Source organism: Streptomyces sp. O3 (assembly GCF_054788135.1).
This window is the reverse complement of sequence record NZ_JBTVYK010000024.1, coordinates 18,278-37,296: the sequence shown is the minus strand read 5'-3', so window position 1 is coordinate 37,296 and position 19,019 is coordinate 18,278. Positions and strand designations below refer to the sequence as shown.

Annotated in this window: 14 protein-coding genes; 12 read left to right on the top strand and 2 right to left on the bottom strand. The window is 74.0% G+C overall.

Translation table 11 applies throughout. The annotated features are described in order from the left end of the window. Nucleotides 1–124: 124 nt before the first annotated feature. The 6 genes from ACX6XY_RS14195 (at nt 125) to cobI (ending at nt 10,354) form a co-directional block, all read left to right on the top strand. Nucleotides 125–1,690, top strand: a complete 1,566-nt coding sequence (locus ACX6XY_RS14195) for a cobyric acid synthase (RefSeq protein WP_460330025.1) — start codon at nt 125–127, stop codon at nt 1,688–1,690. Then, nucleotides 1,687–5,334: a cobaltochelatase subunit CobN gene (cobN, locus tag ACX6XY_RS14190; RefSeq protein ID WP_460330023.1), complete on the top strand. Its 3,648-nt coding sequence runs from the start codon at nt 1,687–1,689 to the stop codon at nt 5,332–5,334. The genes ACX6XY_RS14195 and cobN overlap by 4 nt, the downstream gene beginning before the upstream one ends. Nucleotides 5,335–5,503: 169 nt before the next feature. Next, a complete protein-coding gene (locus ACX6XY_RS14185; protein ID WP_460330021.1) occupies nt 5,504–7,609 on the top strand; it encodes a putative cobaltochelatase in 2,106 nt (701 codons plus the stop codon). Further along, a complete protein-coding gene (gene cobO, locus ACX6XY_RS14180; protein ID WP_460330019.1) occupies nt 7,609–8,217 on the top strand; it encodes a cob(I)yrinic acid a,c-diamide adenosyltransferase in 609 nt (202 codons plus the stop codon). Before ACX6XY_RS14185 ends, cobO begins: the two co-directional genes overlap by 1 nt. Continuing rightward, entirely contained in the window at nt 8,211–9,599 is a 1,389-nt protein-coding gene (locus ACX6XY_RS14175) for a cobyrinate a,c-diamide synthase (protein WP_460330017.1), read from the top strand. The genes cobO and ACX6XY_RS14175 overlap by 7 nt, the downstream gene beginning before the upstream one ends. Continuing rightward, a complete protein-coding gene (gene cobI, locus ACX6XY_RS14170; RefSeq protein ID WP_460330015.1) occupies nt 9,596–10,354 on the top strand; it encodes a precorrin-2 C(20)-methyltransferase in 759 nt (252 codons plus the stop codon). The genes ACX6XY_RS14175 and cobI overlap by 4 nt, the downstream gene beginning before the upstream one ends. A gap of 17 nt (nt 10,355–10,371) precedes the next feature. Here the strand turns inward: cobI and ACX6XY_RS14165 are convergent, their stop codons facing one another. After that, nucleotides 10,372–11,094: a ZIP family metal transporter gene (locus ACX6XY_RS14165; RefSeq protein WP_460330013.1), complete on the bottom strand. Its 723-nt coding sequence runs from the start codon at nt 11,092–11,094 to the stop codon at nt 10,372–10,374. A gap of 114 nt (nt 11,095–11,208) precedes the next feature. On the opposite strand from ACX6XY_RS14165, the gene cobM reads away from it, so the two are divergent. Genes cobM through cobC form a run of 6 tightly spaced genes read left to right on the top strand, consistent with a single transcriptional unit; the run spans nt 11,209 to nt 17,751 of the window. Then, the gene (gene cobM, locus ACX6XY_RS14160; RefSeq protein ID WP_460330011.1) at nt 11,209–12,060 is read left to right on the top strand and encodes a precorrin-4 C(11)-methyltransferase; all 852 of its coding nucleotides are present in this window, start codon (nt 11,209–11,211) and stop codon (nt 12,058–12,060) included. After that, nucleotides 12,057–13,373: a precorrin-6y C5,15-methyltransferase (decarboxylating) subunit CbiE gene (gene cbiE / locus ACX6XY_RS14155; protein WP_460330009.1), complete on the top strand. Its 1,317-nt coding sequence runs from the start codon at nt 12,057–12,059 to the stop codon at nt 13,371–13,373. Before cobM ends, cbiE begins: the two co-directional genes overlap by 4 nt. Beyond that, complete coding sequence (cobJ, locus tag ACX6XY_RS14150; protein ID WP_460330007.1) at nt 13,370–15,148, top strand: precorrin-3B C(17)-methyltransferase; 1,779 nt, start codon at nt 13,370–13,372, stop codon at nt 15,146–15,148. The genes cbiE and cobJ overlap by 4 nt, the downstream gene beginning before the upstream one ends. After that, entirely contained in the window at nt 15,145–15,759 is a 615-nt protein-coding gene (locus tag ACX6XY_RS14145; protein WP_460330005.1) for a precorrin-8X methylmutase, read from the top strand. The genes cobJ and ACX6XY_RS14145 overlap by 4 nt, the downstream gene beginning before the upstream one ends. Continuing rightward, nucleotides 15,756–16,694, top strand: a complete 939-nt coding sequence (locus tag ACX6XY_RS14140) for a sirohydrochlorin chelatase (RefSeq protein ID WP_460330003.1) — start codon at nt 15,756–15,758, stop codon at nt 16,692–16,694. The genes ACX6XY_RS14145 and ACX6XY_RS14140 overlap by 4 nt, the downstream gene beginning before the upstream one ends. Next, nucleotides 16,678–17,751: an Rv2231c family pyridoxal phosphate-dependent protein CobC gene (gene cobC, locus ACX6XY_RS14135; RefSeq protein ID WP_460330001.1), complete on the top strand. Its 1,074-nt coding sequence runs from the start codon at nt 16,678–16,680 to the stop codon at nt 17,749–17,751. Before ACX6XY_RS14140 ends, cobC begins: the two co-directional genes overlap by 17 nt. Before the next feature lie 140 nt (nt 17,752–17,891). On the opposite strand, the gene ACX6XY_RS14130 is transcribed toward cobC, so the two are convergent. Further along, nucleotides 17,892–18,845, bottom strand: coding sequence for an SCO1860 family LAETG-anchored protein (locus ACX6XY_RS14130; protein ID WP_460329999.1), 954 nt, complete (start codon nt 18,843–18,845; stop codon nt 17,892–17,894). Between the last annotated feature and the right edge of the window lie 174 nt (nt 18,846–19,019).

Below are 19,019 nucleotides of genomic sequence, written 5' to 3'. Positions count from 1 at the left end.
GAGATACGCGACTCGGCCGCCCGCAGGGCGGCCGTACCCAGGCCGGGAGGACACAGCTCGGCAGGGCGGGGACAGGCGGGTCAGACGTGACCGGTGGGTCGGGTACGGATGTGCGGAGGGGATCGTGACGGGGACTAGTCGCCAGGGCGGCGGGCTGTTGGTCGCCGGGACCACGTCGGACGCCGGGAAGAGCGTGGTCACCGCGGGCATCTGCCGGTGGCTGGCCCGCAAGGGCGTGTCCGTCGCGCCCTTCAAGGCGCAGAACATGTCGCTGAACTCCTTCGTCACGCGCGAGGGCGCCGAGATCGGCCGGGCCCAGGCGATGCAGGCGCAGGCCGCCCGCGTCGAGCCCACCGCGCTGATGAACCCCGTCCTCCTCAAGCCCGGCGGCGAACGCTCCAGCCAGGTCGTGCTGATGGGCAAGCCGGTCGGCGAGATGACCGCGCGCGGGTTCTTCGGGGGGTCTGGGGGGTCGTCCCCTGAGGGAGGGCTGCACGGGGGCCGCCAGGAGGCCCTGCTCGGCACGGTGGTGGAGTGCCTGGACGAGCTGCGGCGCTCGTACGACGCCGTGATCTGCGAGGGCGCGGGCAGCCCCGCCGAGATCAACCTGCGGCGCACCGACATCGTGAACATGGGGATCGCGCGGGCGGCCCGGTTCCCGGTGGTGGTGGTCGGGGACATCGACCGGGGTGGGGTCTTCGCGTCCTTCTTCGGCACGACGGCGCTGCTCAGCCCCGCTGATCAGGAGCTGGTCGCCGGGTATCTGGTCAACAAGTTCCGCGGCGATGTGTCGCTGCTCGAACCGGGCCTGGAGATGCTGCGCCAGCTCACCGGCCGACGGACGTACGGCGTCCTGCCGTTCGCGCACGGGCTCGGCATCGACGAGGAGGACGGGCTGCATGTGTCCCTGCGCGGCGCGGTCCGCGAGTCCGCGGTGACGCCGCCGGTCGGCGACGACGTGCTGCGGGTCGCCGTCTGCGCCGTACCGCTGATGTCGAACTTCACCGACGTGGACGCGCTGGCCGCCGAACCCGGCGTCGTGGTGCGGTTCGTGGACCGGCCCGACGAACTGCACGACGCCGACCTGGTGGTGGTGCCGGGCACCCGCGGCACGGTGCGCGCGCTGCGGTGGCTCCGGGAGCGCGGCCTGGCGGACGCGCTGGCGCGCCGGGCCGCCGACGGCCGCCCCGTACTCGGTGTCTGCGGCGGCTTCCAGGCGCTCGGCGAGCACATCGAGGACGAGGTCGAGTCCCGCGCGGGCGCGGTCGACGGGCTGGGACTGCTGCCGGTCCGGGTCGCCTTCGCGCGCGAGAAGACCCTCGCCAGGCCGGTGGGTGAGGCGCTGGGCGAGCGGGTCGAGGGGTACGAGATCCATCATGGCGTCGCCGACGTCACGGGCGGGACGCCCTTCTTGGACGGCTGCCGGGTCGGCCAGGTGTGGGGCACCCACTGGCACGGGTCGCTGGAGAGCGACGGCTTCCGGCGCGCCTTCCTGCGCGAGGTCGCGGCCGCCGCCGGGCGCCGCTTCACGCCCGCGCCCGACACCTCGTTCGCCGCGCTGCGCGAGGAGCAGCTCGACCGGCTCGGCGACCTCATCGAAGAACACGCGGACACCAGTGCGCTGCTCAGTCTGATCGAGACCGGCGCTCCGCCCGGTCTCCCGTTCATCGCTCCGGGGGCACCTTCATGACCGTCCTGCTTCTGTCCACCGCCGACACGGATCTGCTGGCGGCCCGCGCGTCGGGCGCGCCGTACCGGATCGGCAACCCGACCCGGATCGACGTGGCGACCGAACTGCCCGCGCTCCTCGACGGCGCCGACATCGCCGTCGTACGCCTGCTCGGCGGCAAGCGCGCCTGGGAGGACGGGCTCGCCGCGCTCAAGGCCTCCGGCGTTCCGACCGTGCTGCTCGGCGGCGAGTCGGTGCCCGACGCGGAGTTGATGGCCGAGTCGTCCGTACCGGCCGGTGTGGTCGCCGAGGCGCTGCGCTATCTCGTCGAGGGCGGTCCGGGGAACCTCGTCGAGCTGTCGCGCTTCCTGTCCGACACGGTGCTGCTGACGGGGCACGGCTTCGCCGAGCCGCAGAAGATGCCCGAGTTCGGGGTGCACGGCGACCACGCGCGCGTGGCGGGCCGCCCCACCGTGGGGGTGCTGTTCTACCGGGCGCACGAGCTGTCCGGGAACACCGCCTTCGTCGACACCCTGTGCGCGGCGATCGAGGCGCGTGGCGCCAACGCGCTGCCGGTGTACTGCGGTTCGCTGCGCGGCGCGGACGCGGCGCTGTACGAGCTGCTCGGGCGGGCGGACGCGCTGGTCGCCACGGTGCTGGCGGCCGGGGGCACGCACGCGTCGGAGGCGTCGGCGGGGGGCGACGACGAGACCTGGGACATCGGGGCGCTCGCCGAGCTGAACGTCCCGGTCCTGCAAGGGCTCTGCCTGACGTCGTCCAAGGCCGCCTGGGAGGCGTCGGACGCCGCGCTGTCCCCCATGGACGCGGCGATGCAGGTCGCCATCCCCGAGTTCGACGGGCGGCTGATCACCGTCCCGTTCTCCTTCAAGGAGCAGGGCCCCGACGACGTCCCGGTGTACGCGGCCGACCCCGAGCGGGCCGCGCGGGTCGCCGGAATCGCCGTACGCCACGCCCGGTTGAGGCACAAGCCGAACGCCGAGAAGAAGCTCGCGCTGGTCTTCACCGCCTACCCGACCAAGCACTCGCGCGTCGGCAACGCGGTGGGCCTGGACACGCCCGCGTCGGCGGTACGGGTCCTGGACGCGCTGCGCGACGCCGGATACGGCGTCGACGGTCACCCCGACAACGGCGACGAGCTGATCCACCGCCTCATCAACGCCGGTGGCCACGACGTGGAGTGGCTCACCGAGGAGCAGCTGGCCGCCGCCCCCGCGCGCGTACCGCTCGCCGACTACCAGGCGTGGTTCGCCACTCTGGACCCCGAGCTGCGCGACGGGATGGTCGAGGCGTGGGGCGAGCCGCCGGGCTCGCTGTATGTGGACGGCGACGACATCGTGCTGGCCTCGCTGCAGTTCGGGAACGTCGTGGTGATGATCCAGCCGCCGCGCGGCTTCGGCGAGAACCCGATCGCGATCTACCACGACCCGGACATGCCGCCGTCGCACCACTACATGGCGGCTTACCGGTGGCTTGAGCTGTCGTTCGGCGCGGACGCGATCGTGCACATGGGCAAGCACGGCACCATGGAGTGGCTGCCCGGCAAGGGCCTCGGTCTGAGCGGCGGCTGCGCGCCGGACGCCGTCCTCGGCGACCTGCCGCTGATCTACCCGTTCATCGTCAACGACCCCGGCGAGGGCACCCAGGCCAAGCGCCGCGGCCACGCCACGGTGGTGGACCATCTCGTACCGCCGATGGCGCGCGCCGACACCTACGGGGATCTGGCGAAGCTGGAGCAGCTGCTCGACGAGTACGCGCTCGTGTCCGACCTCGACCCGGCGAAGGCCCCGGCCGTACGCGCCCAGATCTGGACGCTGGTGAAGGCCGCCGAGCTGCACCATGACCTGCATGTCGACGAGCAGCCGGACGACGAGGAGTTCGACGAGTTCGTCATGCACATCGACGGCTATCTGTGCGAGATCAAGGACGTGCAGATCCGGGACGGGCTGCATGTGCTGGGCGGCGGGCCGGTCGGTGAGGCGCGGGTGAATCTCGTGCTGGCCGTGTTGCGCGCCTCGCAGGTGTGGGGCGGGACGGCGAACGCGCTGCCCGGCCTGCGGGCCTGCCTCGCCGAGCACTTCGGGCTCGACGAGAAGGCGCTGCTGGCGGAGCCGGGGGCGGCCGTCAAGGTCGCCGACGGGCTGACGGCGCTGGTCGACGGGCCCGCGCGGACCGGCTCCGACGCCGTCGACCTGCTGGAGCAGCTGTGCCGACGGCTCGCCGAGGGCATGGAGGAGCACGGCTGGGACCTCACGGCGGTGCGTGGGCTGGTGCGTGAGGTGGTCGGCGTCGACCTGCCGGACGCGGTGGCCGTGCTGGGCTTCGCCTGCGAGGAGGTCGTACCGCGGCTGGCCCGTACGACGGACGAGATCGGGCACATCCTGCGGGCCCTGGAGGGCGGTTACGTCCCGGCGGGTCCGTCCGGGTCGCCGACCCGCGGTCTGGTGAATGTGCTGCCCACGGGGCGGAACTTCTACTCCGTGGACCCGAAGGCGATCCCGTCCCGGCTGTCCTGGGAGGTCGGGCAGGCGCTCGCGGACTCGCTGGTCGCGCGGTACCTACAGGACACGGGCGAGTATCCGAAGTCGGTCGGGCTGACCGTGTGGGGTACGTCCGCGATGCGCACCCAGGGCGACGACATCGCGGAGATCCTGGCGCTGCTGGGGTGCCGCCCGGTGTGGGACGACGCGTCGCGGCGGGTGACCGGCTTCGAGGTGGTGCCGGTCGAGGAGCTGGGCCGTCCGCGGATCGATGTGACCGTGCGGATCTCCGGGTTCTTCCGGGACGCGTTCCCGCATGTGGTCGGGCTGATCGACGACGCGGTACGGGCGGTGGCCGAGCTGGACGAGCCCGCCGAGTCCAACTACGTACGGGCGCACGCCGACGAGGACACCGCCGAGCACGGCGACCGGCGGCGCGCCACGGCGCGTATCTTCGGCTCGAAGCCGGGGGCGTACGGGGCCGGGCTGCTGCCGCTGATCGACGCGCGGAACTGGCGGTCCGACGCGGATCTCGCCGAGGTGTACGCGGTGTGGGGCGGCTACGCGTACGGGCGGGGGCTTGATGGGCGGGCCGCTCGGGGGGATATGGAGACGGCGTTTCGGCGGATCGCGGTGGCGGCGAAGAACGTTGACACCCGCGAGCACGATATCCATGACGCTGATGATTACTTCCAGTACCACGGCGGCATGGTGGCCATGGTGCGGCATCTGACGGGGACCTCCCCCGAAGCGTACGTCGGGGACAGCGCCACACCTGAGCAGGTCAAGACCCGCACGCTGGGCGAGGAGACGCACCGGGTGTTCCGGGCCCGGGTGGTCAATCCCCGCTGGATGGCGGCGATGCGGCGGCACGGGTACAAGGGCGCGTTCGAGATGGCCGCGACCGTGGACTACCTGTTCGGATATGACGCGACGGCCGGTGTCGTCGACGACTGGATGTACGAGAAGCTCTCGGCGGAGTACGTGTTCGACCCGGAGAACCGGGAGTTCATGGGGAAGTCCAACCCTTGGGCGCTGCGGGGGATTACCGAGCGGTTGCTGGAAGCGGCGGAGCGGGGGCTTTGGGCGGAGCCGGACCAGGAGACCCTGGACCGGCTCCGGGCGACCTACCTCGAACTTGAGGGAGATCTGGAGGGAGACGAGTGATCTCCCTGGGAACCCTCGCGTCGGCGGGGACAAAGGCGAGCACGACCTCGTCGAGGCCGACGACTACGGACCATCCCCGCACCAACGGGGACCAGACACCCACCATGACGAACCCCGAGCTGGGATTCGAGCCACTTTGCCATGAGTCATCCGAAGGAGTGATCGCCGCGTGACCACGCCTTATCCGTTTACCGCCATCGTCGGGCAGGATGATCTGCGGCTTGGGCTGTTGCTCAACGCCGTGTCACCCTCCGTCGGCGGTGTATTGGTGCGTGGTGAGAAGGGGACCGCGAAGAGCACCGCCGTGCGGGCGCTTTCGGCGCTGCTGCCGGAGGTCGCCGTGGTGGCCGGGTGCCGGTTCTCCTGTGATCCGACCGCCCCGGACGCCGGGTGCCCGGACGGGCCGCACGAGGCCGCCGGGCGGGACTCCAGGGCCGCGCGGATGGTCGAGCTGCCGGTTGGCGCGTCCGAGGACCGGCTGGTCGGGGCGCTCGACATCGAGCGGGCGCTCGCCGAGGGCGTCAAGGCGTTCGAGCCGGGGCTGTTGGCGGACGCGCACCGGGGTGTGCTGTACGTCGACGAGGTCAACCTGCTGCATGACCACCTGGTTGACCTGCTGCTCGACGCCGCCGCCATGGGCGCCTCGTACGTGGAGCGCGAGGGCGTGTCCGTACGGCATGCCTCGCGGTTTCTGCTCGTCGGCACGATGAACCCCGAAGAGGGCGAACTGAGACCCCAGTTGCTCGACCGGTTCGGGCTGACCGTCGAGGTCGCCGCGTCGCGGGAGCCCGACCAGCGGGTCGAGGTGGTGCGGCGGCGGCTGGCGTACGAGGACGACCCGGCCGCGTTCGCCGCGCGCTGGGCGGACGAGGAGGGCGCGCTGCGGGCGCGGATCGTGGCGGCGCGTGCGCTGCTGCCCTCGGTGCGCCTCGGGGACGCCGCGCTGCGGCAGATCGCGGCGACCTGCGCGGCCTTCGAGGTCGACGGGATGCGCGCGGACATCGTGATGGCGCGTACCGCTACCGCGCTGGCCGCCTGGGCGGGGCGGAGCGACGTCCTGGCCGAGGACGTGCGGCAGGCGGCGCTGCTCGCGCTGCCGCACCGGCGGCGCCGCAATCCCTTCGACGCTCCGGGGCTCGACGAGGACAAGCTGGACGAGACGCTGGAGGAGTTCTCCGGTCAGGGTGACGGCGAGAGCGACGGCGACGGCGGGGACGACGATCCGGACGGCGGGGGGCCCGGTGGCGGCGGGCGGCCGCCGCAGGACGGTCCGGATGTGCCGCCCCAGGGAGACGCCCCGGCCCAGGAGGACACCCCGGCTGAGGGCGGCGCTCCCGCACGGCCCGACGCCGACGGCTCCGGCGAGACGGCGCAGGTGCCGTCGGGCGGCGGTGAGCAGTCGCCCGTGGGGGCCGCCGAGCCGTTCCGTACGAAGCTGTTCAGCGTGCCCGGCATGGGCGCGGGCGCGGCGGGGCGCAGGTCTCGGGCGCGTACCGAGCACGGCCGTACCACCGGCGCGCAGCGCCCCCGAGGGGTGCTCACCAAGCTGCACCTGGCGGCGACCGTGCGGGCCGCCGCGCCGCACCAGCGGGCGCGCGGGCGGTCGGGGCGCGGGCTCGTCGTACGCCGGGACGATCTGCGGCAGGCCACGCGTGAGGGCCGCGAGGGGAACCTCGTGCTGTTCGTGGTGGACGCCTCGGGGTCGATGGCGGCCCGGCAGCGGATGAGCGCGGTGAAGGGCGCCGTGCTGTCGCTGCTGCTGGACGCGTATCAGCGGCGGGACAAGGTGGGGCTTGTGACGTTCCGCGGCAAGGACGCGGAGGTCGCGCTGCCGCCGACCTCGTCGGTCGACGCCGCCGCGGTCCGGCTGGAGTCGCTGCCCACGGGCGGGCGTACGCCGCTGGCCGCGGGGCTGCTGAAGGCGCACGAGGTGCTGCGGGTCGAGCGGCTGCGGGACCCGGCGCGGCGGCCGCTGCTGGTCGTGGTGACGGACGGCAGGGCCACGGCCGCCCGTACTGACGCGGGGTCCGGTGATCCGCTGGCGCTCGCGCGGCGGGCCGCGCGGCTGCACGCCGCCGACGGCACCGCGTCCGTCGTCGTGGACTGCGAGTCGGGCGTCGTACGGCTCGGACTCGCCCCGCGGCTCGCGGGCGACCTCGGCGGCACCGCCGTCACCCTCGACGAGCTGCGCGCCGAGTCGATCGCCGGGCTCGTGAAAGACGTACAGCAGGACACCACCCGTATCACCGCACCACGGACGAGGAGCGCCGCCTGATGCCGCAAGGACAGCCTGCCGTCGTACCCGACGACGGCCTCACCACCCGCCAGCGCCGCAACCGGCCGCTGGTCGTCGTGCACACCGGCATCGGCAAGGGCAAGTCGACGGCCGCGTTCGGGCTCGCGCTGCGCGCCTGGAACCAGGGGTGGCCGATCGGGGTGTTCCAGTTCGTCAAGTCCGCGAAGTGGAAGGTCGGCGAGGAGAACGCGCTGAAGGTGCTGGGCGCCTCGGGCGAGGGCGGCAGCGTCGACTGGCACAAGATGGGCGAGGGCTGGTCGTGGATCCAGCGCGCCCCGGCGGACGGCGAGCTGAGCAACGAGGAGAAGGCGCGCGAGGGGTGGGAGCAGGTCAAGCGAGACCTGGCCGCCGAGACCTACCGGCTGTATGTGCTCGATGAGTTCGCCTATCCGATGCACTGGGGCTGGGTGGACACGGAGGAGGTCGTCTCCGTGCTGCGGGACCGGCCCGGCACCCAGCATGTGATCATCACCGGCCGCAACGCGCCGCAGCCGCTGGTGGACTTCGCGGATCTGGTGACGGACATGTCGAAGGTCAAGCACCCGATGGACGCGGGCCAGAAGGGCCAGAGGGGCATCGAGTGGTGAACATCCCACGCCTGGTCATCGCCGCGCCCGCGTCGGGCAGCGGCAAGACCACCGTGGCGACGGGCCTGATGGCGGCGTTCTCCACGGCGGGTCTCGCCGTGTCGCCGCACAAGGTCGGGCCCGACTACATCGACCCCGGCTATCACGCGCTGGCGTGCGGCCGGGTGGGGCGCAACCTGGACGCGTACCTGTGCGGTACGGAGCTGGTCGCGCCGCTGTTCGCGCATGGCGCGGCGGGGTGCGACCTCGCCGTGGTCGAGGGTGTGATGGGGATGTTCGACGGGGCCGCGGGGGCTGGCGAGCTGGCGTCCACGGCTCAGGTGGCGAAGGTGCTGCGGGCACCGGTGGTGCTGGTGGTCGACGCGTCGTCGCAGTCGCGGTCGGTGGCGGCGCTGGTGCACGGGTTCGCGTCGTGGGACCCCGAGGTGCGGATCGGCGGCGTGATCCTCAACAAGGTGGGGTCGGCGCGGCATGAGGAGCTGCTGCGGGACGCGCTGGACGAGGCCGGGGTGCCGGTGCTGGGTGTGTTGCGGCGGGCCGAGCAGGTGGCCGCGCCCTCGCGGCACCTGGGTCTGGTGCCGGTCGCCGAGCGGCGGGCGGACGCGGTGGAGTCGGTGGCGGCGCTGGCCGCGCAGGTGCGGGCGGGGTGTGAGCTGGAGGCACTGCTCGCACTGGCGCGCAGCGCGCCGCCGCTGGATGTCGCGCCGTGGGACCCCGCGGGCGGGGGCGCCTGCGGCGGGCCTGTCCCCCACCCCGCCCCTTCCCGGCGGGCTGACGCTTCCCCCGTCGTCGCCGTTGCCGGGGGTGCGGCGTTCACGTTCTCCTACGCGGAGCACGCGGAGTTGCTCAGCGCTTGCGGCGCGGAGGTCGTGACGTTCGACCCGCTGCACGACGAGGCGCTCCCCGACGGGACGTCCGGGCTCGTGGTCGGCGGTGGCTTTCCCGAGGTGTACGCACCCGAGTTGTCCGCCAACGAGCCGTTGCGCAAGGCCGTCGCGGAGCTGGCGCGCTCCGGCGCGCCGATCGCCGCCGAGTGCGCCGGGCTGCTGTATCTCGCGCGCTCCCTGGACGGGAAGCCGATGTGCGGCGTCCTGGACGCCGAGGCACGGATGTCCGGGCGGCTGACGCTCGGGTACCGGGAGGCCGTCGCGGTGTCGGACAGTGCGCTGGCCGCGAACGGCACCCGGATCAGGGGGCACGAGTTTCACCGTACGGTGCTCGAACCCGGCGCGGGCCCGAGTCCCGCGTGGGGGCTGCACGCGCCTGAGCGGCGCGTCGAGGGCTTCGTACAGCAGGGCGTGCACGCGAGCTATCTGCATACGCACTGGGCGGCCTCGCCCGGCATCGCCCACCGGTTCACAGAGAGGTGCACGCAAGCATGAGCAGCGACAAGGGCAGCGACGAGGGCAGCAGGCTGATCGGTGTCGGAGTAGGGCCCGGCGACCCGGAGTTGGTGACCGTGAAGGGCGTCAACGCTCTCAAAGGCGCTGACGTGGTCGTCGTCCCTGTCATGGACACAGGCGAGCGCGGGCGCGCTGAGGCGACCGTGCTGCACTACGTTCCCGAAGGGAACGTAGTGCGCGTCGTGTTCGCGCTCAACGAGCGGACCGACCGGGCCCGCCGTGAGGCCGCCTGGGACGCTGCGGGCGAGCGGGTCGCCGCGCTGCTGCGTACGCACCGGGCGGTGGCCTTCGCGACCATCGGGGACCCCAATGTGTACTCCACGTTCACCTATCTCGCGCAGACCATCGGCGAGCTGGTGCCGGGCACGGCCGTGGAGACCGTGCCGGGTATCACCGCGATGCAGGACCTGGCCGCGCGCAGTGGGGCCGTACTGACCGAGGGCACCGAGCCGCTGACGCTGGTGCCGGTGACGGCGGGTTCCGCGGTCCTGAAGGACGCGCTGGACGGGCCCGGCACGGTGGTGGCGTACAAGTTCGGCCGCCTCGCGCACGAGGTGGCCACCGCGCTGCACGAGACCGGGCGGGTCGAGGGCGCCGTGTGGGGGTCGGCGCTGGGTCTCGACGAGGAGTCGATCCGTCCGGCGGCGGAGCTGGCCGACGGCGGTCCGCTGCCCTACCTGTCGACGCTCATCGCGCCCGCGCGGCGCGACGGCGGGCGCGGGGGCAAGCTGTGAGTCCGCCACGCCGTGGCTCAGCCCGCCGCGCCGACCACCAGCCAGATGAAGCCCACGCCCAGGGCCGTGCACAGCAGGGTCGAGCGGGCGGGGTGGCTGTGGTGTGCCTCAGGGAGGATCTCGGCGGCGGCGAGGTAGAGCAACGCGCCGCCGAAGAAGCCCAGATAGCCGCCGAGCAGGGACTCGGGCAGGGTGAACAGCAGCGTGGTCGCCGCGCCCGCCACCGGCGCGGCGGCGTCCGCGACGAGCATGGCCGCGGCCTTGCGGCGGGTGTTCCCGTACAGGCTGGTGATCGTGTACGTGTTGAAGCCGTCCGCGAAGTCGTGGGCGATCACGGCGAGTGCCACGGTGGCTCCGATGGCGCCCCCGGCCTGGAAGGCCGCGCCGATCGCGATGCCGTCCATCAGGCTGTGGCCGATCATCGCCCCGGCCGCCGTCAGCCCCACCTGCGGAACTCGGGTACCGTCCGCGCCGCGCGCGGCCTGACGTACCGCCAGCAGCCGTTCGACCGTGTGCGCGGCCAGGAACCCGGCCGCGAACAGCAGCAGGGCCTCGGGGACGCCCCACAGTTCGCGGCCCGCCGCCTCGATGGCCTCGGGCAGCAGGTCGAGCGCCACCACGCCGAGCATCAGGCCCCCGGCGAAACCCAGGACGAGATGGCGGCGGTCGGTGACGCGGTGTGCCGTCCAGCCGCCGACCAGCGTCATCAGGAACGCGCCGAGCGCGACGATCACCGCCATGCGCTCTTGCTAGTTGATTGACCCGCGTTGTGCACGTCCGCCCCGCCCCGTCCCGCCAAGTTCCACCCGCATTGATTCCGGCTGAACCCAGTGATTCCGAGAGGACCCCTATCCATGGCCCCCACATCGTCCGTCGGCAAGGTGACCTTCGTCGGCGCCGGTCCCGGCGCCGCCGATCTGCTGACCTTCCGCGCCGCGCGCGCCATCGCGGAGGCGGACGTCGTGATCTGGGCGGCCAGCCTGGTGCAGGCCGAAGTGCTTGAACACGCGCGCGAGGGCGCCGAGATCCTGGACTCGGCGACCATGTCCCTGGAGGACGTGGTCGCGGTGTACGAGCGTGCCCGGCGCGAGTGCCTGCGGGTGGCGCGGGTCCACTCCGGTGACCCGGCCCTGTGGGGCGGCACCCAGGAGCAGCTCGACCGGTGTGCCGAGCTGGGTGTCGAGACCGAGGTGGTGCCCGGTGTGTCGGCGTTCTCGGCGGTCGCCGCGCTGGCCGGGCGCGAGCTGACGATTCCCGAGGTCGCGCAGTCGGTGATCCTGACCCGGCTCGGCGGCGGCAAGACGCCGATGCCGCCCGGTGAGGAGGTGCGGGAGTTCGCCCGGCACGGCACCACGATGGCGCTGTTCCTGTCCGCGGCGCGCTCCGGGCAGCTGACCCGTGAGCTTCTGGAGGGCGGCTATCCGACGTCGACGCCGGTGGTCGTCGCGTACCAGGCGACCTGGCCCGAGGAGCTCATCGTGCACTGCACGATCGGCACGCTGGAGGAGACGGTCAAGGAGCACAAGCTCTGGAAGCACACGCTCTTTCTGGTGGGCCCGGCGCTCTCGGCGTCCGGCACCCGCTCGCATCTGTACCACCCTGGGCACTTCCACGGGTTCCGCAGGGCCGACCCGCAGGCGCGGCGTGCGCTGCGCGCCCAGAGCGCCGCGGGCGGCACGCGCACGGACGCGGACGGCCTGACGTGATCGACGTGATCGGCGCGGGGACGACCGGGGCGCCGCTCGGCGCCCCGGCCCGTGCGGCGCTGGACGCGGCCACGCTGGTCGTGGGCGGGCGGCGGCATCTGGACGCGGCCGGTCTCCACGCGCGCGTGGAGCGTGTCGTGCTGGGGCCGCTGGCGCCCGCGTTCGACGCGATCGCCGCGCATACGGCGCAGCGGGCAGCCGCTCCGGGCGGCGGCCACGCGCGCGTGGTGGTCCTGGCCTCCGGTGACCCCGGTTTCTTCGGGGTCGTGCGGGCGCTGTGCGAGCGCTTCGGGTCCGCTGCGCTGCGGGTGTGGCCGGGGGTGTCGTCGGTGGCGGCGGCGTTCGCCAGGGCCGGGCTGCCCTGGGACGACGCCGTCGTGGTGAGCGCGCACGGGCGGGAGCTGCGGACGGCCGTGAACGTGTGCCGGGCGCGCCCGAAGGTCGCGGTGCTCACCGGACCGGGCGCGGGGCCCGCGGAGCTCGGCGCGGAGCTGGCGCACCACGCCGACGACCGGACCCTGGTCGTCGCCACGGCGCTCGGAGATCCGGAGCGCGAGCGCGTGGAGCGGGTGACGCCCGCCGAGGCCGCCGCCCGTGACTGGGGCGGCACGGTGAGTGTGGTGCTGTGCCTGGACGTGTCGCGGGCGCTGTCGCCGGTGCGTACGGTCGCCGGGCCGGGGCCCGCGCCGGAGCGGTGGGCGCTGCCCGAGACCGCGTTCGCGCACCGTGACTCGATGATCACCAAATTCGAGGTGCGGGCGCTGGCGCTGGCCAGGATCGGGCCGCGCCTCGGTGATCTGGTGTGGGACGTCGGGGCCGGGTCCGGTTCCGTGGCCGTGGAGTGCGCGCGGTTCGGCGCGGCCGTGGTCGCGGTGGAGAAGAGCGCGGACGGGGTCGCGCGGGTGCGCGCCAACGCCGCCGCGCACGGGGTCGACGTACGGGCCGTGCACGGGGCCGCGCCCGCGGCGCTGTCCGGGCTCGCGGACCCGGACGCGGTGTTCGTCGGCGGCGGGGGGCGCGAGCTGCCCGCCATCGTGCGGGCCTGCGCGCGCCGGGCGCGCCGGACGGTGGTGGTGGCGCTGGCGGCGCTCGACCGGGTGCCCGCGGTGCGCGCGGCGCTGGGTGAGGCCGGGTTCGCCTGTGACGGGGTGCTGTTGCAGTCGTCCCGGCTCGCGCCGCTGCCGGGGGATGTGTCGCGGCTCGCGGCGGCCAATCCGGTGTTCCTGCTGTGGGGCGACCGCCCCTCGGCTGAGGGCCCCTCAGCCGAGGTGTCTTCTGACGTGTCTGAAGGATCTGAAGGAGTAGTCAAGTGATCGGCCTGATCTCTGCCACGGCGGCGGGCGCGGCGCATGCCGCGCGGCTGGCCGCGGCGTGGCCCTCGCGGGTCCGGGTGTACGACGGCCCTGTTCGGGAGGCCGTGGGGCGGGCCTTTGCCGAGTGTGAGCGGGTGGTGTGCTTCCTCGCCACGGGCGCCGCGGTGCGGCTGGTCGCCCCGCTTCTGGCGGACAAGGAGTCCGACCCCGGTGTGGTGTGCGTCGACGAGGCGGGCCGGTACGCGGTCGCCCTGCTCGGCGGGCACGCGGGCGGCGCGAACGCGCTGGCGTACGAGGTGGCCGGGGCGCTGGGCGCGACGCCGGTGGTGACCACGGCCACCGACGCGGTGAACGTGCCGGGGCTCGACACGCTGGGGCTGCCGGTCGAGGGGGCCGTGGCCGCGGTGACCCGCGCGATGCTGGACGGCGAGCCTGTCGCGCTGGACCTCGAAGTGCCGTGCCCGCTGCCCGCGTTGCCGCCGAACGTGGTGCGGCGGCCTGCCGTGTCGGGGGGCGGCGCGCCTGGGGCCGGGGTGCCCGGTACCGGCGCGGGCACGAGCGAGACGGGCTCGGCGCGTGTGCGGGTGACCGATCGGGTGGTCGAGGCCGGTGCGCGTACGGTGCTGCTGCGGCCCGCGTCGCTGGTGGTCGGGGTCGGCGCCAGCAAGGGCGCGCCGGTCGGCGAGATCACCGCGCTGGTGCGCGACGCCCTCGCCGAGGCGGGGCTGTCGCCGCTGTCCGTGAGCGCGCTCGCGACCGTCGACGCCAAGGCCGACGAGCCGGGGCTCGTCGCGGCGGCGGCGGAGTTGGGGGTTCCGCTCGTGTCGTATCCGGCCGACGAGCTGGCCCGCGTCGCCGTGCCGAACCCGTCCGACGCGCCGCTGGCCGCCGTCGGAACCCCGTCGGTCGCGGAGGCCGCCGCGCTCGTCGGCGGCGGTGAACTCCTGCTCCCGAAGCGGAAGTCGAGCCCCGAGGGGCGGGCCGCGATGGCCACCTGCGCCGTGGTGCGGCGCGCCCCGCGCGGCCGTCTCGCGGTGGTCGGGCTCGGCCCCGGCGCCCGCGACCTGCTGACGCCGCGCGCGCTCGCCGAGCTGCGGCGGGCCTCGGTGCTGGTCGGACTCGACCAGTACGTGGACCAGATCCGGGACCTGCTGCGGCCGGGCGTCCGCGTCATCGAGTCGGGGCTCGGCGCCGAGGAGGAGCGGGCCCGCACCGCCGTCGCCGAGGCCGGGAAGGGCCAGGCGGTGGCGCTGATCGGCAGCGGGGACGCGGGCGTGTACGCGATGGCCTCGCCCGCGCTCGCCGAGGCGAGCGACGCCATCGACGTGGTGGGTGTGCCCGGTGTGACGGCCGCGCTCGCCGCGGGCGCGATCCTCGGCGCACCGCTCGGGCACGACCATGTGTCGATCAGCCTGTCCGATCTGCACACGCCGTGGGAGGTCATCGAGCGCCGGGTGCGGGCCGCGGCCGAGTCGGATCTCGTGGTGACGTTCTACAACCCGCGCAGCCGCGGCCGTGACTGGCAGCTGCCGAAGGCCCTGTCGATCCTCGCCGAGCACCGGCGGCCCGGCACGCCGGTCGGTGTCGTACGCAACGCCTCGCGCCCCGACGAGAGCGCGCGGCTGAGCACGCTCGGCGTTCTGGACCCGGCGACGGTGGACATGATGACGGTGGTGACGGTCGGCAACACGGCGACGCGCGAGATCGCGGGCCGGATGGTGACGCCGCGCGGCTACCGCTGGCAGGGTTGTGAGCGTGCGGAGGCGGCCCAGTGAACCGGATCGTGCACCCCATCGAGCAGGAGTCGTTCCGCAGGCTCCGGGCCCGCCTGGACACCTCGCGCTTCCCGCCGCTGACCCGCGCGGTCGTGGAGCGGGTCATCCACTCCGCCGCCGACCTGGAGTACGCCACCGATCTCGTCACCGACGAGGACGCGCTGCGCGGCGCCCACCGGGCGCTGCACGCGGGCGCCCCGGTGGTGGTGGACGTGGAGATGGTCGCGGCGGGCATCACCCGCCGGGACACCGTGTGCCGCCTCAAGGAGGCCGAGTCGGGTCCTGGGCTGACCCGTTCGGCGCACGCGGTCCGGCTGGCGTACGAAGAGGTCGGCCCCGGCGCGCTGTGGGTGATCGGCTGTGCGCCGACCGCGCTGGAGGAGCTGCTCACGCTGGACGCCGCGCCCGCGCTGGTGATCGGCCTTCCGGTCGGGTTCGTCGGCGCGACGGAATCCAAGGCGGCGCTGCGCGAGAGCGGGCTGCCCGCCGTCAGCAACGTGTCCGAGAAGGGCGGGTCCGCGGTCGCCGCGGCCGCGCTCAACGCCCTGCTGTACCACCCCGAGTCAACCCATCCGCAGTCTCCGGCTGCGCAGTTCGAGGAGAACCAGTGACCGTCACCGGCCGTGACCGCCCCGCCCTGCTCATCGCGGGCCATGGCACCCGAGACGACGCGGGGGCCGAGGCCTTCCGTGACTTCGTCCGCGAGCTGGGCCAGCGCAACCCCGGTCTGCCCGTGGCGGGCGGCTTCATCGAGCTGTCGCCGCCGCCGCTCGGCGAGGCCGTCACCGAACTGGTCGAGCAGGGCGTCAGGCGTTTCGCCGCGGTGCCGCTGATGCTGGTGTCCGCCGGGCACGCCAAGGGCGACATCCCGGCGGCGCTGGCCCGCGAGAAGGAGCGGCATCCGGGGATCTCGTACACGTATGGGCGGCCGCTGGGCCCGCACCCCGCTCTGCTCAAGGTGCTGGAGCGGCGCCTGGACGAGGCGCTGGGGGGCACCGACCGCTCCGATGTGACGGTGCTCCTGGTGGGCCGGGGCTCCACGGACCCGGACGCCAACTCCGAGGTGCACAAGGCGGCGCGGCTGCTGTGGGAGGGGCGCGGGTACGCGGGCGTGGAGACCGCGTTCGTGTCGCTCGCGGCGCCCGACGTGCCCAGCGGTCTCGACCGGTGCGCGAAGCTCGGCGCGCGGCGCGTGGTCGTTCTGCCGTATTTCCTGTTCACCGGCATCCTGCCGGACCGGGTGCGGCGGCAGACCGAGGAGTGGGCGGCCGCGCACCCGGACGTCGAGGTCCGCTCGGCGGACGTGATCGGGCCCGAGGAGGAGCTGCTCGATCTGGTCATGGAGCGCTACGAGGAGGCGGTCAAGGGCGATCTGCGGATCAACTGCGACTCCTGCGTCTACCGCATCGCGCTGCCCGGCTTCGAGGACAAGGTGGGGCTGCCGCAGCAGCCGCACTTCCACCCGGACGACGACGGCCACCACCACGGGCACGGCCACGGCCATGGGCACGGGCACCATCACGGCGATCATGCGCACGCCCACTGACACCGGCTCCGCGGCCGCCCACGACCTGCGGCACCACGGCGACGCCGAGGTGCGGGGCGGGGATCTGACGGATCTCGCGGTCAACGTACGCGAGGGCACGCCGCCCGGCTGGCTGCGCGAGCGCATCGCCGCGTCGCTGGCCGGGCTCGCGGCCTACCCGGACGGCCGGGCGGCGCGGGCCGCGGTGGCGGCCCGGCACGGGCTGCCGGTGGGGCGGGTGCTGCTGACCTCGGGCGCGGCGGAGGCGTTCGTGCTGCTCGCCCGCGCCCTGACGCCGCGTCATCCGGTGGTGGTGCACCCGCAGTTCACCGAGCCGGAGGCGGCGTTGCGGGACGCCGGGCACACGGTGTCTCGGGTGCTGCTCGACGCGGCGGACGGGTTCCGGCTCGATCCGGCGGCCGTGCCGGACGCCGCCGACCTGGTCGTGATCGGCAATCCGACCAACCCGACGTCCGTGCTGCACCCGGCCGGTCTCCTCGCCGGACTGGCCCGTCCCGGACGGACGCTGGTGGTCGACGAGGCCTTCATGGACGCGGTGCCGGGCGAGGCCGAGGCGCTGGCCGGACGCGTCGACGTGCCGGGCCTCGTGGTGCTGCGCAGCCTCACCAAGACCTGGGGTCTGGCGGGGCTGCGGATCGGCTACGTACTGGCCGACGAGGAGACGGTCGTCGCGCTGGAGCGCGCTCAGCCCCTGTGGCCGGTGTCCTCGCCCGCGTTGGCGGCGGCCGAGGCGTGTGTGACCCCGCGGGCGCTCGCCGAAGCGGCGGACGCGGCGGTGGCGATCGCCGCCGACCGGGCTCATCTGCTGGCCGGGCTCGCGGAGTTCGCTCAGGTGCGTACGGCGGGCCCGGCGGCGGGGCCGTTCGTCCTGGTGCGCCTGGACCGGGCCGCCGAGGTGCGGGAGCGGCTGCGCGCGCTGGGCTTCGCGGTCCGGCGCGGGGACACGTTCCCCGGTCTCGGCCCTGACTGGCTGCGCATCGCCGTACGCGACCGGCCGACGACCGACGGGTTCCTCCGGGCCCTGGCCCGAGCGCTGGCCCAGCTCTCCGCCCCCTGACGGGCCCGCGCCGGGACCCTGCCCTGACGGGTCATGCCGGGCCTGGCTCAGGCTGTCGAATCCCGATCCTGGACGCCAGGGCCTGGCATGGCCGCCAGGCCCTGGCCCTGGGCATCAGGCCCTGGCGTCAGGCACGCGCCTCAGGTGCGGCGGCGGCCTCGGGCCGCGAACAGGACTCCGGCGAGCAGCAGGGTGACCGCGCCGCCCGCGATGTAGGGCGTACTGGAACTGCCGCCGGTCGCGGCGAGGTTCTGCTTCTCGACGGCGGGCGCGGGGGCCGACTGCGGCCGCGCGTCGCTGGCGGCAGCGGGCTCGGCGTCGTCCCGCTCCGACTCTGGTTTCTTCTCCGGCGCGGCCTTCTTCTCCGGCGCGGCGGGCGACTCGCAGGTGGCGCCCGCCAGGGTGACGACGCCCTCCACCTCGGCGACGTTCAGGTTCAGCGGGTTCACCGAGACCTTCAGCTCAAGCGCTGAGGCGGCGGCCGTACGGGATGTGGTGCGGGTCTTGGACAGGTCGAGCGTGACCTCTCCCACGCCGGGCGCCTTCACCTGGGTCGGGCCGCCCGCGCTGAGGGTGACCTTCTTGCCCAGGACGGTCACCGCGCCCAGCAGGTTGGACTCGGCGACCGGCTGTTCGCCCGCCGCGCAGACGGCCTTCGACGTGACCTGCTCGATCTCGATCAGCGAGAGCAGGGGCAGCCCCGGCACATGCACCGTGGCCCCGGCGAGGCGGGTGACGCCTTCGGCCTTCTCGCGGTCCACGGTGGCCTTGGCGGTGGCGACGTCGGCGCGCAGCACGCTGATCGGGCGGCCCCCCTCGACGCCGTCGAGACGCACCGTCAGCGCGGTCTTCTCGGCGCTCCGCGGTGCCTGTACCTCGTTGAGCGAGGCCTTGAGCGGAACGTGGACGGTCTTGTTGAGCAGGCCGACATCGAGCCCGGCGCGGAGGACGACCGCGCTCGCCGTGCCGCCGCCGTCGCCCGTGGCGTGGGCGGGTACGGCGCCAGCGAGGGCCGCGGGACCTGCGGCCAGGGCCGTCGCGGCCGCGGTGGCGGCGAGACGGCGTGCGGGCATGCGGAAGGTGTTGCTGTTCAAGATGGTGGAACCCCCACAAGTGACTTTCGACAGAAGTCGCGCCGGTCGGCGCCCGCTGGGACAGCGCGGGCGCCGACGGCGTCGATGGGGGAATCCTTACGCACAGAGGGTGAACTGACAGCGACCTGGCGTGAGTTCACTCCTTCGAGGAGTTTCCGGCCTGGCATTCGATTC

Coding starts and splice junctions, on each gene's coding strand:
- ACX6XY_RS14165 (WP_460330013.1), bottom strand. CDS start 11,094: ATGGCGGTGATCGTCGCGCTCGGCGCGTTCCTGATGACGCTGGTCGGC.
- cobC (WP_460330001.1), top strand. CDS start 16,678: ATGCGCACGCCCACTGACACCGGCTCCGCGGCCGCCCACGACCTGCGG.
- cobN (WP_460330023.1), top strand. CDS start 1,687: ATGACCGTCCTGCTTCTGTCCACCGCCGACACGGATCTGCTGGCGGCC.
- cobO (WP_460330019.1), top strand. CDS start 7,609: ATGCCGCAAGGACAGCCTGCCGTCGTACCCGACGACGGCCTCACCACC.
- cobI (WP_460330015.1), top strand. CDS start 9,596: ATGAGCAGCGACAAGGGCAGCGACGAGGGCAGCAGGCTGATCGGTGTC.
- cobM (WP_460330011.1), top strand. CDS start 11,209: ATGGCCCCCACATCGTCCGTCGGCAAGGTGACCTTCGTCGGCGCCGGT.